Below are 15626 nucleotides of genomic sequence, written 5' to 3' on the forward strand. Positions count from 1 at the left end.
ATTTTGCATCCCTATCATGAATAGCCGGCTGTAGGACATAGATTTATTGCTTGACCCGCCGGCCATTCTGCCGGACCTTTGGGTCAGCCGCATCAGAGCTAAGCTTTTCGACCGGCAATGCCACCTTCGACAATGGCTCCGACCCTGCTCATGAATTCCATGCCATTCGCAATCTCCTCGTCGGTCAGCTCGTCAGAGATCAACTTGATGAAGGCCTCTGTCCGTTCCATCATTTCATTCACCGTGGATTGACCCTTTTTGGTCAGACGGATCACCTTTTCCCGCGCCGACGTCTTGCTTTCCTTGATCGATATCAGATTGAGCTCTTTTTCCGCCATAGCGCGCAAGACTTTCGAAATCGCCGGACTTCCCAGTTCATACCATTCACCAATCAGTCGTTCGATGGTCTTTCGATGGATCGTATTGCCATCCGTACCCTTGGAATGGATGATCCACAGGATCACCGTCTGGTGTCGGGTCAGATTGGACCCGCTCAAATGTTTTTCAACCGCCATGCCGACCGAATAATGAAACGGATAGAATAGCTTGAGAAAGTTTTGCGGGGCAGCATCCCGTTTTATGGGATAGTCTATACCGAAATCGGACTGCTGCTTCACTCGATGCTCCATCGTTGGGATGTCCGCCAGGTTTCCCTGGCCACGAATCAAATAGATGGATGAACGAATATCGCGCCAAAGTCTAATCATCCAGCTTGAAAAACATCGCCTTGCCAGCACGACTGTCGATATGCCCGCCGTCAGGTCATCCATCATCCAGGTCACAACGTCCAATTTTATCCAATACATTCAGCATATTATAGTAATAAACGATGCGGGCGATTCAGATCGGTTGACAATTTCTCTTTCCAATTCATATTATGTCTCACGGACACTATGTCCCAACGACATATAATATTTTGAGGATTGAGGATATATGAAACCCGCGTTTGGCGTTGACCAATTGAACAGCCCGGAGGTCATCCGGAACCCCTATCCTTATTATGATCTGCTGCGCGACCAGTCCCCGGTGTTCGGCTATCGCGATTTTCCTCCTGGCACGATGCCGGGAGTGGACGAGCCCAAACCGTCGTGGGTGGTACTCAATTTTGATGATGTCGCCGCCGTAGCGTGGGATCATGACAGCTTTTCGTCACGCGACAGCTTGCAGGAGGAATCCTCCGCGCCATCGCTGATGCTAGTCAATCATGACCGGCCGGAACACACGCGGCTGCGCAAGATTGCGACCAAGGTTTTTCAGCCAGCATCGATCAAATCGCTGGCACCAGCGGTGGACGCACTGGTTAGCAAAGCCATGGACGATTTTTTTGTCAAGGATCGACCGGTTGACGTGATGGCCGACTATTGCGCGATGCTGCCGAGCAGGGTGATGGCCTATTTGTTCGGCATGCCGGACGATATGGACCGGGACGTGCGCAACTGGGCGACCGCCTTCATGTTATCCGCCGATATAAGCCCGCAAGAACGGCAGGCCTATAATGAAGAAGCCATGGCCTTTTTTGGCAGGCATGTCAGAAAGCATATGGACCGGATTGCAAAGGGCGAAGATACGCCCGGCCCCTTGCTCAATGCCTTCATTCGCACCGTAGTCGACGGTGACAGCCTGTCCTTTGAGGAAATCGTCCGCTTCTGCATGACCGCCACCGTCGCCGGAGCAGAAACAACGTCTTTCTATCTCGGCAATCTGATTGCCGTGTTCGCCGACTTCAACGAAATCTGGCAGAGCTACGTCGGGGACGTCACTCAGTTCGACGCGATCTACAAGGAAACCCTGCGCTTTCACGGCCCGCCACAACGCCTGTTCCGGGTGGCGACCCGCGACATCACCATAGGCAATGCCGACATCAAGCGCGGTGACTGGGTAGCCTGCTTTTTCGGCGCGGCCAATTATGATCCGGAGTCCTTTCCCGAACCTTACGAGTTCCAGCTGAACCGCAAGAACGCCAATCGCCATATGAGCTTCGGCTACGGCATCCATCGCTGTCTCGGTGCGCCGCTGGCGCAGTTGGAAGCGGAGTCCACCGCGCGCATGCTGCGCGAACGATACAACCAGATTGAACGCGCGGGCGAAGCGGTCTGGCAGGATGTCAGCCTGCTCAACCACGGCTTGCACAGCAACCCGGTGATTTTTCGCGCCCGGGATTAGCCGAACAAAATATTCAAAAAGAAACGGTGAGCAAAATCACCGAACGAGGGAGGAAGACATGAACATTCGGAACAACAAGAAGGCGGTACTGGCAACAGCCAGCCTGCTCGCCATCATCGCGGCACCAGCGCCGCTCTACGCCCAGCAGGATGCTAGCGGTGAAGCGCAGGAAAGCACCGGCGATGTCATCATCGTGACCGCGAACCGCCGGGCAGAATCGATTCAGGATACACCGATGTCGATTACCGCGTTCGGCGGCGATGAACTCGTCAACCGGTCGATCACCTCGATCGAACAAGTCGGCGCGATCGCGCCCGGTGTACAGATATCGACCTATCAGGGGGACACGTCGATCTTCATCCGCGGCATCGGCACGCCATCGATCATCGCCGGCACGGACAGCTCTACAGCAACCTATATTGATGGTGTTTATATCAGCCGGCCCGCCGCCATTGGTCCGCAATTTTTCGACATCGAACGCATCGAAGTGCTGCGCGGACCACAGGGGACGCTCTATGGTCGCAACGCCACCGGCGGTGCGGTCAATATCGTCACCAATCGCCCTACCGATTATCTGGAAGGCAATTTGCAGCTCACGGTTGGCAATTATGATCGCTTTCGCGTCGCTGGTGCCTTGAGCGGGCCGATCAACGATGCGATCCGCGCGCGGCTTGCCTTTCAGTGGGAAAATCGCGACGGCTATGCAACCGTGACCCGGCCCGACGACAGCACCGAGCGGGTGGAAGACAAGAAGGATTATTCCATCCGGCTTACGGTAGAAGCCGATCTATCTCCGGACGCTACCCTGACCCTCAACGGCGACTATTATCACGCAGACGACAAGGCCAATGCCTATTATTATGCCAGCGCAGGCTATGCCGACGAGATTCCCGGCTGGTACGGGACGCGCGAGGGATCGCAGACCCTGCCCTATTTCGGTATGAAAAATGGGGGTCGTGTTTCCGAAGCCGCTTCGCGCGATATTTTTGCCGATGCCCCCTATTTCAACAAGGTCGAAAATTGGGGTCTCGGTGCCACGCTAGACTGGGATATCGCCGACTATAATCTGAAGGTCATCGGCAGCTACCGCGACACCAACCCGGCCTCGCAGAATGAATTCGATCTGTCAGACGCCTATGTCAATTATGTCGGGCGCGAAGAGGACCATTGGCAGTGGAGTGGCGAAGTGCAGCTGAGCTCGCCCACCGGCAAGCCCTTCTCATGGATTGCCGGCGCTTATTATTTCGAAGAACGCAATATCATCGATAATGATATATTCGGCAATTTCTGGGAGCCTATCTTGATTCAGGGCTTCACGGATCTGCAAGCCGCCGGTGTCCTGCCGTCCTTCCCGGTGGTCTTCCCGGAAACCGACCTGTGCTGCGAGCTGCATCTGAGCGGCGAACAGGAAACCAAGGCCTGGGCCGCCTATCTCGACACGCAATGGGAAGTCTCGGACCAGATCACCGTACGGCTGGGCGGCCGCTATAGCGAAGAGCGGCGCGACGGTCGGCAGAATTTCGATCTGGTGATGCTTCCGGATATCCGCATTGCGCCGAACACGATCTTCTTCCCGAATGCAATCACCGAAGACCGCGATGCTGCGCAGCCCGATCCGTTCGGTTTCGTCATCGCTCCGGTCAACGGGCCGACGACCTTCAGCGCCTTCACTCCGAAACTCGGCATTGATTACAAGCCTAGCGACGATGTCATGCTCTACGTCTCGATGCAGCGCGGCTTCAAAAGCGGTGGCTATAATATCGGCAGCAGCCAGCGCGACCCGTTCGAACCGGAGAAAATCTGGTCCTATGAAATCGGCGCGCGCAGCGAGTTGCTCGACCGCGCCCTGATGCTCAACGCGTCGGCCTTCTGGTATGATTATACCAATCTGCAGGCGCAGGACAGCGTCGGCAACCAGCCGATCATCCGCAATGTCGGCAAAGCACGGGTGCGCGGTTTTGAAGTCGAGACCGTCGCCAAACCGACCGACTTCTTGCGGCTGGAAGGCGCGCTGACCTATGTCGATGCGCAATTTACCGAGGGTCAGCTCACTGAAGCCCTGCGCCCTGCTCCGCTCAGCCAGGATCCGGGGACATTTGTCCGCGACCTTGACGGCCTTCGCCTGCCGCGCGCGCCGCGCTGGAAATATAGCATTGCCGGTCAGGTGGAGCAGCCGGTGGGTGACAGCGGCACGATCACCGCCCGCGCCGAATATCACTGGCAGAGCAAGATCTACTTCACCGTCTTCAACATCGATGCCGCCTCGCAGGAAAGCTATGGCCTGCTTCGCGCCAGCCTCGGCTTCACCAGCGCCGATGACAGGTGGAGCGTCCGCCTGTTTGGGGACAATCTGACCGGCGAGACCTATTTCACCAACCAGATCCTCACTGGCACCGTCTACGGCGCGGAATTTGTCGGGCCGCTCGGCACACCGGCCACTTATGGCGTCGACCTGCGGTTCAATTTCTGAGCCGAGCCAGCGTAACCCTATCCAAGGAGAATATCCATGATCGCCCCGATTGATGTAACCAGGAACGTCTTCGCAGCCTTTGGCGCTGCCGACGTCGATGCCATCGTCCAGTGGCTTCACCCAGATGTCCGGATCGAATTTTACGGGCCAGAGGTCATCCCCTATGCGGGGACCTATGACGGCCTCGAACAGGCGCGGCGGTTTTTCGAGACGGTGCTGTCCTCGGTCGATATCCACCAGTTCGACCCGGAAGAGTATATCTGCGAAGGCGACAAGGTAGTGGTCACAGGCCATCTCCGCCTCACCGCCCGCTCGACCGGACGGCAGATCGAATCCGACTTCGTCCATGTCATTACCGTGACCGACGAGAAATGGCTGTTGTTCCGGGATTTCATGAATACGGTCGAAGCGGCCAACGCTTTTTCTTCCTAGACCGAAGCCGCCAGAAACCGGGCCGAGAGCTGCAATAGAATCGCGAGTCCAATTAATTTCGGCCTCGCGGGTTAATCGATCGCGCCTCTCGCCGTTCTTAGCTCAGATTGATGATTGAGCAGGAATATTCCAATCGGATTGGCCCATGTCCCACCCAGGCCCTTTTGATATAGCGAAGATTTTGACTGACGAACATCAATTCAGCGGGTCAGGATAGCTGGTCCTTTCCTGACCCGCTTACTCTCCCCGCAAAATACAGCACCTTTTGACAACCGGCCACCGGTTCTGGCCATGCGTCCGCCATCGGCGGCAAACCATGCCTCCGGAGGGACCGACGGAGCCGGATATTACATCAATTTGATCAGGGAATTGCTCAGTCCGACAATCACCGCGGATATGCGGTCGTTGACTTGCAGCTTTTTGAACAGGCGCCGGATATAGGAATCCACCGTTGCCTGGGAAATGTCCAATATGATCGCCATGTCGGAATTCGATTTGCCGCGCGAAATCCAGTATAATACCTGACTTTCCCGTTCGGAAAGCGGCGGTTCCTCATCACTGCTCTGGTTTATGATGGCACATATTCTCCGGTGGCAAGACTGTGCAATACCAACCAGTGGCGCGATAATTGCTTCATCATCGACCGTCATATTTCGTTCAAAATTCATCGAGAAATAGGAATTCCTGCTGTTCGGGCCGAATAGAGGGACGGCAATTCCGTCCAGAAACCCGAGTTTTTTTGCTTTTTTCAGAAACTCCAAATGCTTTTCTGTCAGTTTTTGATCGACCACAGCCTGTTGCCACGTCACCGCATGGCCGACTGCCATGACGTGGTCGGGGAAAGGGTCAGATTCAAAGACTTCCGGATCCAGATATGTGGCGACTATTTCCTCCGGATATCCGAAATGGAATACCGACGAGCGTTTCGACACCTGCGAATAAAATGGCGGCGTGATATGGTAAGACAACGCCTTGACGCCCTGAGCCATCAGTTGATGAGACAATTCATTCAGTTGCGAAGCTACTGAAAACCCCTCCCGGAGCGGGCTGTAATTATAAACCATAGGCCTACCACACATTTCTTGTCGCGATGGTTTTCAGGAATGGCCGGAAAATCCTGAAAAAAACATTGCGTCCCCACGTCAATAAATAGGCCGTCGAGATTGAATAGGACAAAAAAGCCATTCGCTCAGGAGACTCGTGAATGCGGCAGAATAAGCGACTTTTTGGCGGATTTCATATCTGTCACGTAGCAACGTGACGTGTGCGGATAAGGAATACCCTGTAAGAATATGTTCAACTAGTAGATTTAATCAAAAAGAATTGAAATTATGCTTTCAGAAATTGAACGGATCTTCCCCAATAATTATAACAATATGCAAATTGATATAAACGCAATAGTCTCGGTCAGAAAAAATCGCAGCGAATTATTCAACGAACAATATTTCACAAACAAGTTTTGGGATATAATATTGTTGTTGTACAGCCACGAAATCAACGATCTTCCCATAGATTCCAGTGCAATCGCCCGGCATCTCGAAATCAGCAGGACTTCGGTTTTGCGATATCTGACGGCGCTTTTGAACGACGACATCGTTTGCGCATATGACCTAAAAGAAGAGGATTGCTTCGACCTAGCGCGCGATAATCTGTCGCTTACCCGGCGCGGATTCGAAAATGCGGGAACCATCGTTCAACAGACCCGCAAGATTTTCTCGTCAATCGGGACAATATAGTCCGCGTTCGCGAACCAGTTCCCGCATCAATGCGTTTGCAGTGACTGGTTCATTGCCAACGATGCCCGCTGTCGATCACGACTATGACAAGCGTCCTGATATTACACGCACCGCTACTGTCAGTGCCATGTTCGACTGATTTAGCCTGATCGTCACCCGCAGCCCGGGTCGACGTTCAGGATTGCCGCGCATCGCGCCGCCTTATTCGGTCAAATCTTCCCAGGCATCTTTCAATTTGCCGAAAAATCCGGTCGAGTTCGGCGTTTCGTCGCCGGTTTCGGTGGCCTGGAAGTCGCGAAGGATCTGCCGCTGCTGCTTGGACAGTCTGGTCGGTGTTTCGACCTCGATCTGCACTACCATATCGCCATTGCCGCGCCCGCGTAGGACCGGCATGCCGGCACCGCGCTGGTGGATCTGCTTGCCGCTCTGGATGCCCGCCGGAATCCGGATGGCATGTTTTTCACCGTCGAGGCCGGGAATGGTGATTTCACCGCCCAGAGCGGCCAGTGTGAAGCTGATCGGTGCGCGGGTGAACAGAGTTGTTCCTTCACGCTCGAAAATATTGTGCCGGATCAGGTGAATGAAAATATAGAGATCGCCAGCCGGGGCGCCGCGTGCTCCCGCTTCACCTTTACCGGTTAGGCGAATACGCGTGCCGGTATCAACCCCTGCAGGGATATCGACTTCCAGCATCTGGGGCTTGTCCACCCTGCCCTCGCCATAACAGACGTGGCACGGACTTTCGATCACTTCGCCGCGACCCTGACAGCTGGTGCAGGTACGCTCGACAACGAAAAAGCCTTGCTGTGCACGAACCTTGCCGTGGCCATGACAGGTATCGCATCGTTTGACACCGGTGCCCGGCTCCGCTCCGGAGCCGTCGCATTCGTCGCACGCTACTGAAACGTCAATTTCAATTTCGGTATGTTTGCCATGATACGCATCTTCCAGCGTAATTTCCATATCATAGCGCAGGTCCGCGCCGCGCGCAGGACCGCGTTGTTGCTGCTGGCCGCCAAAACCGCCGCCACCACCGCCGCCAAAAATAGTCTCAAATATATCGCCAATATCGTTGAAAGCCGCGCCGCCGAAGCCACCGCCGCCGCCGGCATTATTACCGCCGCCATTGGTAAACGCTGCATGGCCGTAACGATCATAGGCCGCGCGTTTCTGAGGGTCCTTCAATACATCATAGGCTTCGCTGATCGTCTTGAACTTGGCTTCCGCTGCGTCGTCGCCGGGATTTTTATCCGGGTGCCACTGCATTGCCAGTTTACGATAGGAAGATTTCAGCGTCGCGCCATCACAATCGCGCGACACATTCAGTTGCTCATAATAATCGATTTCGGATGCCATACTCATGCTTCCCCCAAAGCGAGAAGATCGTCGTCCCGGCACAGGCCGACGCCGCTGGAACTAAGTCCAGCAGCCTCGACCCGTGCGCGGGCAACGTTCCAATATTTACTCAGCCGCCTTGGCGTCATCTTTCTTGTCGCTGTCGTCAGAGTCATCCACTTCGGAGAACTCGGCGTCGACAACATCGTCGTCAGCCGCTTTGGCTGCCGCATCTGCAGCGGCAGCATCACCGGCTTCACCACCAGCAGCCTGTTCCGCTTCATAGATCTTCTGACCCATTTGCATGGAAACCTGTGCCAGCGCTTCAGACTTGGTCTTCATCGCTTCGGGATCGCCACCTTCGATGGCTTCCTTGGTTTCCTTGACGGCTGCTTCGATCTGGCCTTTGAGATCGGCGTCAATCTTGTCGCCATGCTCTTCAAGCTGCTTCTCTGTGGTGTGGACAAGGCTTTCCGCGTTATTCTTGGCTTCCGCCTCGGCACGCCGCTGCTTGTCTTCTTCCGCAAATTTCTCGGCATCCTGAACCATCTGGTCGATATCGCTATCGCTCAGGCCACCGGAAGCCTGGATCTTGATCTGCTGTTCCTTGCCCGTGCCCTTGTCTTTCGCGGACACGTTGACGATGCCGTTGGCGTCGATGTCAAAAGTCACATCGATCTGCGGCACGCCGCGTGGTGCGGGAGGGATACCAACCAGATCGAACTGGCCGAGCATCTTGTTGTCCGCTGCCATTTCGCGTTCACCCTGGAAGACACGAATTGTCACAGCACCCTGATTGTCATCAGCGGTCGAATAGACTTGCGACTTCTTCGTCGGGATCGTGGTGTTGCGGTCGATCATGCGGGTGAATACACCGCCGAGTGTTTCGATACCCAGCGACAATGGTGTCACGTCGAGCAGCAATACGTCTTTCACGTCGCCCTGCAAAACGCCTGCCTGAATAGCCGCGCCCATTGCAACAACTTCGTCAGGGTTCACGCCAACATGTGGTTCCCGACCGAAGAATTTCTCAACCGTTTCACGAACCATCGGCATGCGGGTCATACCGCCAACCATTACGACATCGTCGATATCCTTGGCTTCGACGCCAGCGTCCTTGAGTGCCTTTTTGCAAGGATCGAGGGTCCGCTTGACGAGATCGCCAACCAGCTTTTCAAGATCCGAGCGGCTGATCGCCTTGACCAGATGCTTCGGACCGTTTTGATCTGCGGTAATGAACGGCAGGTTGATTTCGGTCGTCTGCGCGCTGGACAGTTCGATTTTTGCTTTTTCAGCAGCTTCCTTGAGACGCTGCAGAGCAAGCTTGTCCTTGGTGAGGTCGATGCTTTCGGCTTTCTTGAAGTCAGCGGCGAGAAACTCGACCAGCTTGGCATCAAAATCTTCGCCGCCGAGGAAAGTATCGCCGTTGGTCGATTTCACTTCGAAAACACCGTCGCCGATTTCTAGGATCGAAATATCGAACGTACCGCCGCCAAGGTCATAGACAGCAATGGTCTTGCCGTCATTCTTGTCGAGGCCATAAGCCAGCGCCGCAGCGGTTGGCTCGTTGATGATCCGTAGCACTTCGAGACCGGCAATCTTGCCCGCATCCTTGGTTGCCTGACGCTGGGCGTCGTTAAAATAAGCAGGCGTGGTGATCACGGCCTGGGTTACGGTTTCACCAAGATAGGCTTCGGCCGTTTCCTTCATTTTCTGCAATGTATAAGCAGAAATCTGCGACGGGCTGTAATCTTCGCCACCGGCTTTCACCCATGCATCGCCGTTTGAACCCTTGACGATTTCATAAGGAACCAGTTCCATATCTTTCTTCGTCATCGGATCATCGAACCGGCGACCGATCAGACGCTTCACGGCAAAAATCGTACTTTCCGGATTGGTCACTGCCTGGCGCTTGGCCGGCTGTCCAATCAGGCGCTCGCCATCCTTGGTGAATGCGACGACAGACGGCGTGGTCCGCGCGCCTTCCGAATTTTCAATAACCTTTGGCTTTCCGCCATCCATAACGGCAACACAGCTGTTGGTGGTGCCCAGATCAATTCCGATTACTTTACCCATAAATCCCTCAATCAATTTTCTAACATTAGCAAAATTGCCGCCCGGCCCTAGTCAAGTGGCACCGTTACGGCTTCGCAATCGGATATAGGTGGCATTTTCCTTGGCACAAGACGTGAGACATCGTACATTTGAAAAATCAACGCAAAACACCCATATCGGGACAGAATTACAACGGTTTAACGAGGTATCATCATGAATAAAATCTCTATCATGCTAGCCGCATCCGCGTCATTTTTGCTCGCTTCCTGTGGTCAGGGGGACATTCTTTTCGCGGACAAAGCGGTCGTTAATCTGTCTCCGGTGGAAGGAAATCCGTCGGCTGGCTACATGACTCTGCACGGTGGCCGCGTGGATGTTGAGCTGGTCGGCGTGACCGCCGACGATGTATTGCGGATCGAGATGCACGAGACCACCGAGGAAAATGGCATGGCAAGCATGGCCAAGCTCAAGTCGATTCCGGTCCCGGCCGGGAAAGCGGTGAAACTGGAGCCCGGCGGGAAGCATCTGATGATCTGGGGCGTGGGCGAAGGATCGAAGAAGCGCGGCTTGCTGACCATGACCTTGATCTATTCCAACGATGACCGGATCGAGATCGATGCCGTTGTCAAAAAAGTCGGCGATCCCGCGCCAGTTTCTGAAGAATAAGACGTCCAGGTGACAGGCCGTGCGCTGACCCGACCCGAAGTCTCACTGTGCCTGTCCGTCTTCGGGCAAGCTATCGACTATGACAGGGTGACAGTCTTCAACCGCAAATGGTGGCTGTTCCAGAACCCCAGGGTCACCATGGCGCCGGATGGCAATCTCTGGTTTCATCCGAAAAGCAATCTTTTCTGCGATGATTTCTGCGGATCATCGTTGAATATCCAGGCATTGTTCATCCACGAAATGGTGCATGTCTGGCAGCATCAGCAAGGCGTCTTCCTGCCCTTGGCGCGCCATCCCTTCTGCCGCTATGATTATGAATTGCTGCCGGGCAAGAGTTTCGCGCATTACGGCATCGAACAGCAGGCCGAGATCGTCAGCCACTATTTTCTGCTCAGGCTGGGTGCCCGTTTGAAAAACGGCTATCGTATAGGAGATTATCAAGGGCTATTGCCCTTCTAGAACAATTTTTGCGGCCAACATCCAATATAAAGCCGCCGGGCTGTCGTTTTTTTCCGTTGGATGAGGCACCGGGCGCGGATCCTTCTCTGATATACTCTCGCCCAGTCACAACGCTTTTCCAAATAATCGGCATGATATCGGAGAACACGGATCGTGTGACCTCAGCATTATCCCATCATCGTTTGACACCTGGTAGCAATAAAAAGATAGCAGTGATCAAATAGATTTCGAACCTGTTGGATTCATGTTAGGATTTGATCGGGATGCAATTCAATGGACGTGGGGGGAATACTAATGGCACAATCAAATTTCCAATATCTATCAATCGCTGTGATCATGGCATCGGGGCTGGCCGGATGCACGACGATCGGCGAAACTCTTGGCAGCAAAGCCAGAATAAACCCAAATATGGTTGCGTCTTATGACCGCGACAACAAGGGAGCATGGAAACAGGATTGCCCGCTCGTTTATGGGGATACAACAAGCTGGAAAGGTGCAATCAATCTATCCTGTTTCAAATTTCCGAACGACTCGGAATCAGCCTATCAAGTCGCTGCGGGTTATATAGTTCCCGCGAAGATGCCGCTGATGTTCCAAGCAAATGGAATATTTCCACCGGTTGCTGCAGTCGCTGCCAAGCCCGTAGCGGCGGGCCCCAAGGCCAAAGTACCAAAGGTTGCAGCGGTTGCCCCGGCAGCAGTGGCGCCGGTAGGGACCCAGAAGCCTGTACCGACGAAGGATGTCCACACCTATTATCGCAACCGTCTGGAGGAAGTGCTAATCAAGCGGTCACAAGATATCTGCACTATCGAAAAGGGTCGGATTTTTGCCAATGAAGCAACCACCAACGCCGGTTTAGGAATATTGACGACCGGTCTTTCTACCGTCTCTTCGATCGTATCAGGCGATTTGGCAAAATCGATCTTGGCCGGTGGCGCGGCTTTTACTAGCAGCAGCCGCGATCATCTCAACGCCAATATCTGGAAAAACCAGCTTACGACTGCGATCACCAATGCAATCGACGTCACGCGCCTAGAACTGCTTGGCAAGATCGCCGAGAATCGGTCGAAGACCGTCTACGAATATAATGTCGACGAGATGATACGGATGGTAAACCAATATCATCAGGCTTGTTCCTTTGGTACAGGACTGCAATCACTGATGACGGCATCCGCCAATCAGGCCCGTTTCACGACTTTGAACGAAAATTACGAACTGCAGACAAAAATCAGCAATCTCTCGACGAGCATTACGATGTTGCGATCGGCAAAAGCCGAACCAGCGACGCTAAAACCGCTGGAGGACAGGCTTGCTGAGCTCATTCTAAAAGCTGCTGAAACGGAAACACCGTCCGAACCTGAAGTCTAATTTCGCCGTTGATTAGGTTTATGTGTTAACTGCATGGCGTAGCAGCGCCAGCTTTGCCCGCATCGTTCAGCGAGTCAGTATCAGCAAGGCGTATTCCTGCCATTGGCGCTGCTATTGCCCTTCTAGAGTGTCATTCAGGCGCAAATGTAAATGACCGGGAAGCATTGCTTCCCGGTCATTATGCTCCCGGTCAGATTGCGAGGGGCTCAGAAGCGATAGGCCAGACCGGCGCTGATCACCCAGGGATCAATCTTGTGGCGCGTCCGCAAAACTTCGGTGTCGCCAGCATACCAGCGGGCCGTCGTGTTGACGAAATAGCGCTTGGCGTCGACGCTCAGGCCCAGCCCCTTGTCATTGAGGGGCAGATCAAATCCGGCCTGCAAGGCAACACCGACCTTGTCGTTCATCTTCTGGCGTGTCGCACCCAGCGCCTGCGCCGTGTCACCGGCTTTCTCGTCAATGAAAATGAAATAGGTCGGTCCGACGCCGACATAGGGTTTGAACCCGCTGCCGTCGCCGAAGTGATATTTCGCTGTGAGGGTCGCGGGTATGATATTTGCGTTGGAGACAAGTCCGGCGCCATCCAAAGGACCGGTACCGGTCACATCATGCTGGGTGACGCAGCAGATGGTTTCCAGGGAAATATTGGGCGTGAAAAAATATTCGGCGGCGATAGTCGGAACAAAATTGTCATCGGCCTTGGTCTGCGTGCCGGCAGGCAATCCGATATTGTCCAGTTCGATCGAGGTAATCTTGCCATCGGGGGCAACCAGCGTGGCCAAAGCCTTGATCTGGATCTTGCCATCGCTGGAACCGGCAATCGCCGTTCCGCTCATCGCCAACGCTGCCGCAGCTGCGGTCCATTTCAATGCATTTTTCATATCATTCAATCCCTGTTTGGTTTCTGACCGAGGCCATTAACGGGATGGGGAAATCACTGACATACGCAATATCCCTGAAGGGAGCCGAAAAGACCTGTTTCGATGAACCGGGATGGAAAGCCGCCCGTGTCCTGTGCCGCTGTTTATGGCAACAGGCCCAGTTTCGCCCGCATCATCCAGCGCGCCAGCATTAGCACGGCGACCACGCTCAGTCCTCCGGCCAGACCGGCCCAGATGCCGACGCCTTCCCAGCCCTGCCAGAAGGCAAGACCGGCTCCCAGACCGATGCCGATAAACCAGTATCCCATCAGTGCGAACAGCATCGGCATGGTCGTGTCGTGCAACCCGCGGAGCATACCGGCACCGACGACCTGGGCGCCGTCGACAATCTGGAAGATGGCGGCAATGGCGAGAAAACTGACCGCCAGCGCGGCAACTTCTGCATTGCCGGGGGCGCTGGCGTCGATGAACATCGAGATCAGAAAATCGGGAGCGAGAACGAACACCAGCGCCATCGCTGCCATGAAGGATGTCCCCAGCACGAAGCTCACCCAGCCGGCGCGCGTGATGCCGGCAATATTTTTCCGGCCATACTGGATACCGACACGCACCGTGGCGGCTTGCCCCAGCCCCATCGGCACCATGAAGGTCAAGGCGGCGAGTTGCAGGGCGATCGCGTGAGCGGCTACGGATTCTGCGCTGATCAGTCCCATCAACAAGGCGGCGACACCGAATACGGAACCTTCGAGCCCCATGGTGATGGCAATCGGCAGGCCAAGTTTCCACATAGCCCGAAAGCGCTGCCAATCGCTGCGCCAGAAGCGCCCGAACAGATGATAGCGGCGGAAGCGCTTGTGCAGCACCACCACCAGCACCATCCCCCCGAACATCAGCACATTGGTCATCACGCTGCCGATACCGGCGCCGACAACACCAAATTCAGGCACGCCGAACTTTCCGAAGATCAGTGCATAGTTGAACAGGGCATTGGATAATACGCCAATGACACTGATGATCAGTGCCCAGACCGGTTGTTCCAGTGCTGAAATGAAATTTCGCAGGATGATGAAGAACAGAAACGGGAGGATCGACCACATATAGGCGCTGATATAGGTACCAGCTATGGCAGCGAGATCAGGTTCTTGACCGAATAGCAGCAAAAGGCTTTCGGTATTCCAGAGCAGAACCCAGAAGGGTATGAGAACCGCAAACGCAGCCCACATGGCTTGACGGAACGTTCTGCGCACATCACGAACGCTGTGCTGCATCCGGCCGATTTCAGTGGCCATCATTGGCGCGGAGGCGGTAATCAACCCCATGCAGAAGATTGCCGCGGTCATCGCCAGATTGAAACCGAGCGTGGCCCCGGCCAGTTCGCGCGCTCCCAACCAGCCGAGCATCAGCACATCGGTGGCCCCGATAAGTGCCATCGTCAGGTTCGACAGGATTAGCGGCCAGGCAAGCGCTAGCGTGACGCGCAATTCATGCCGCCAGGGGTGTTGCTCTCGCAGGTTAAGGGATGCGCCGGTCATCGGCGGGCGTTAGCCCAGAGCGCAGTACCAAGCCAGTGAAACCGCGCTCTAGCCTAAAACTGTTCGATATTATCTAGGGTCTCTCGGATAGCCACGCGTGCCGTAGCAATCGTCGTCCAGCTTGCCGTTACGGTCATAGCCGTCGCAGCCGTCATTTTTGTCGATAAAATAGCCGCCAGCCGCACCAGCTGCAGCGCCGATAGCGGCGCCTTCCAGTACATTACCACCGGTGATAGCTCCGATCGCCGCGCCGGCTGCGGCCCCGGCTCCGGCACCTTCCGCCGCATAATTTTGCGCGCACGCCGTCAGGCTGAATGCAGCGGTCGTCGCGAGTGCCAATTGTTTTGCCCATGTCATCATCGTCAATCTCCATCGATTATCGTTCCGTTGGTCATTCAACACTTCAGGCGACCTATGGTTCCTGAACAGATGTATTTTGCAAGGCAGGACGCTTCGTCGATGCGACCAGTTGCACCTGCTGGCCAGAGCAAAAATTCGATTTGCCCGATCTGATTTCATTTGATACCAT

13 protein-coding genes are annotated in these 15626 nt (G+C 54.8%); 6 read left to right on the forward strand and 7 right to left on the reverse strand.

Features of this window, described 5'->3' with window-relative positions:
• Positions 1–98 precede the first annotated feature (98 nt).
• A complete protein-coding gene (locus ACWFTY_RS13260; RefSeq protein ID WP_447524662.1) occupies positions 99–806 on the reverse strand; it encodes a MarR family winged helix-turn-helix transcriptional regulator in 708 nt (235 codons plus the stop codon).
• A 127-nt stretch (positions 807–933) separates the two neighbouring features.
• Here ACWFTY_RS13260 and ACWFTY_RS13265 point away from each other — a divergent pair, with 127 nt between their 5' ends.
• The 3 genes from ACWFTY_RS13265 to ACWFTY_RS13275 are packed head-to-tail and all read left to right on the forward strand — an operon-like array spanning position 934 to position 5065.
• Positions 934–2163: a cytochrome P450 gene (locus ACWFTY_RS13265; RefSeq protein WP_447524663.1), complete on the forward strand. Its 1230-nt coding sequence runs from the start codon at positions 934–936 to the stop codon at positions 2161–2163.
• 58 nt (positions 2164–2221) lie between these two features.
• A complete protein-coding gene (locus ACWFTY_RS13270) occupies positions 2222–4633 on the forward strand; it encodes a TonB-dependent receptor (protein WP_447524664.1) in 2412 nt (803 codons plus the stop codon).
• 36 nt (positions 4634–4669) lie between these two features.
• Positions 4670–5065, forward strand: coding sequence for a nuclear transport factor 2 family protein (locus ACWFTY_RS13275; protein ID WP_447524665.1), 396 nt, complete (start codon positions 4670–4672; stop codon positions 5063–5065).
• A 347-nt stretch (positions 5066–5412) separates the two neighbouring features.
• On the opposite strand, the gene ACWFTY_RS13280 is transcribed toward ACWFTY_RS13275, so the two are convergent.
• The 3 genes from ACWFTY_RS13280 to dnaK form a co-directional block, all read right to left on the reverse strand.
• Positions 5413–6069 (reverse strand): LuxR C-terminal-related transcriptional regulator, encoded by a 657-nt coding sequence (locus ACWFTY_RS13280; RefSeq protein WP_447524666.1) that lies wholly within the window; start codon positions 6067–6069, stop codon positions 5413–5415.
• A 933-nt stretch (positions 6070–7002) separates the two neighbouring features.
• Complete coding sequence (gene dnaJ, locus ACWFTY_RS13285) at positions 7003–8157, reverse strand: molecular chaperone DnaJ (RefSeq protein ID WP_447524667.1); 1155 nt, start codon at positions 8155–8157, stop codon at positions 7003–7005.
• A gap of 105 nt (positions 8158–8262) precedes the next feature.
• Entirely contained in the window at positions 8263–10212 is a 1950-nt protein-coding gene (dnaK, locus tag ACWFTY_RS13290; RefSeq protein ID WP_447524668.1) for a molecular chaperone DnaK, read from the reverse strand.
• Positions 10213–10404: 192 nt separating this feature from the next.
• Here dnaK and ACWFTY_RS13295 point away from each other — a divergent pair, with 192 nt between their 5' ends.
• The 3 genes from ACWFTY_RS13295 (at position 10405) to ACWFTY_RS13305 (ending at position 12684) form a co-directional block, all read left to right on the forward strand.
• Positions 10405–10857, forward strand: a complete 453-nt coding sequence (locus ACWFTY_RS13295; protein WP_447524669.1) for a copper chaperone PCu(A)C — start codon at positions 10405–10407, stop codon at positions 10855–10857.
• Between the two features lie 9 nt (positions 10858–10866).
• Complete coding sequence (locus tag ACWFTY_RS13300) at positions 10867–11316, forward strand: vgr related protein (protein WP_447524670.1); 450 nt, start codon at positions 10867–10869, stop codon at positions 11314–11316.
• Between the two features lie 588 nt (positions 11317–11904).
• Positions 11905–12684 (forward strand): hypothetical protein, encoded by a 780-nt coding sequence (locus ACWFTY_RS13305; protein ID WP_447524671.1) that lies wholly within the window; start codon positions 11905–11907, stop codon positions 12682–12684.
• Between the two features lie 206 nt (positions 12685–12890).
• Here the strand turns inward: ACWFTY_RS13305 and ACWFTY_RS13310 are convergent, their stop codons facing one another.
• The 3 genes from ACWFTY_RS13310 to ACWFTY_RS13320 form a co-directional block, all read right to left on the reverse strand.
• Entirely contained in the window at positions 12891–13565 is a 675-nt protein-coding gene (locus ACWFTY_RS13310; protein ID WP_447524672.1) for an OmpW/AlkL family protein, read from the reverse strand.
• A gap of 143 nt (positions 13566–13708) precedes the next feature.
• Positions 13709–15097 carry an MATE family efflux transporter gene (locus ACWFTY_RS13315; protein ID WP_447524673.1) on the reverse strand — a complete coding sequence of 463 codons (1389 nt, stop codon included), beginning with the start codon at positions 15095–15097 and terminating at the stop codon, positions 13709–13711.
• A gap of 69 nt (positions 15098–15166) precedes the next feature.
• Positions 15167–15457 (reverse strand): YMGG-like glycine zipper-containing protein, encoded by a 291-nt coding sequence (locus ACWFTY_RS13320; RefSeq protein WP_447524674.1) that lies wholly within the window; start codon positions 15455–15457, stop codon positions 15167–15169.
• Positions 15458–15626 lie beyond the last annotated feature (169 nt).

Source organism: Parasphingorhabdus sp. NYA22 (assembly GCF_976973735.1).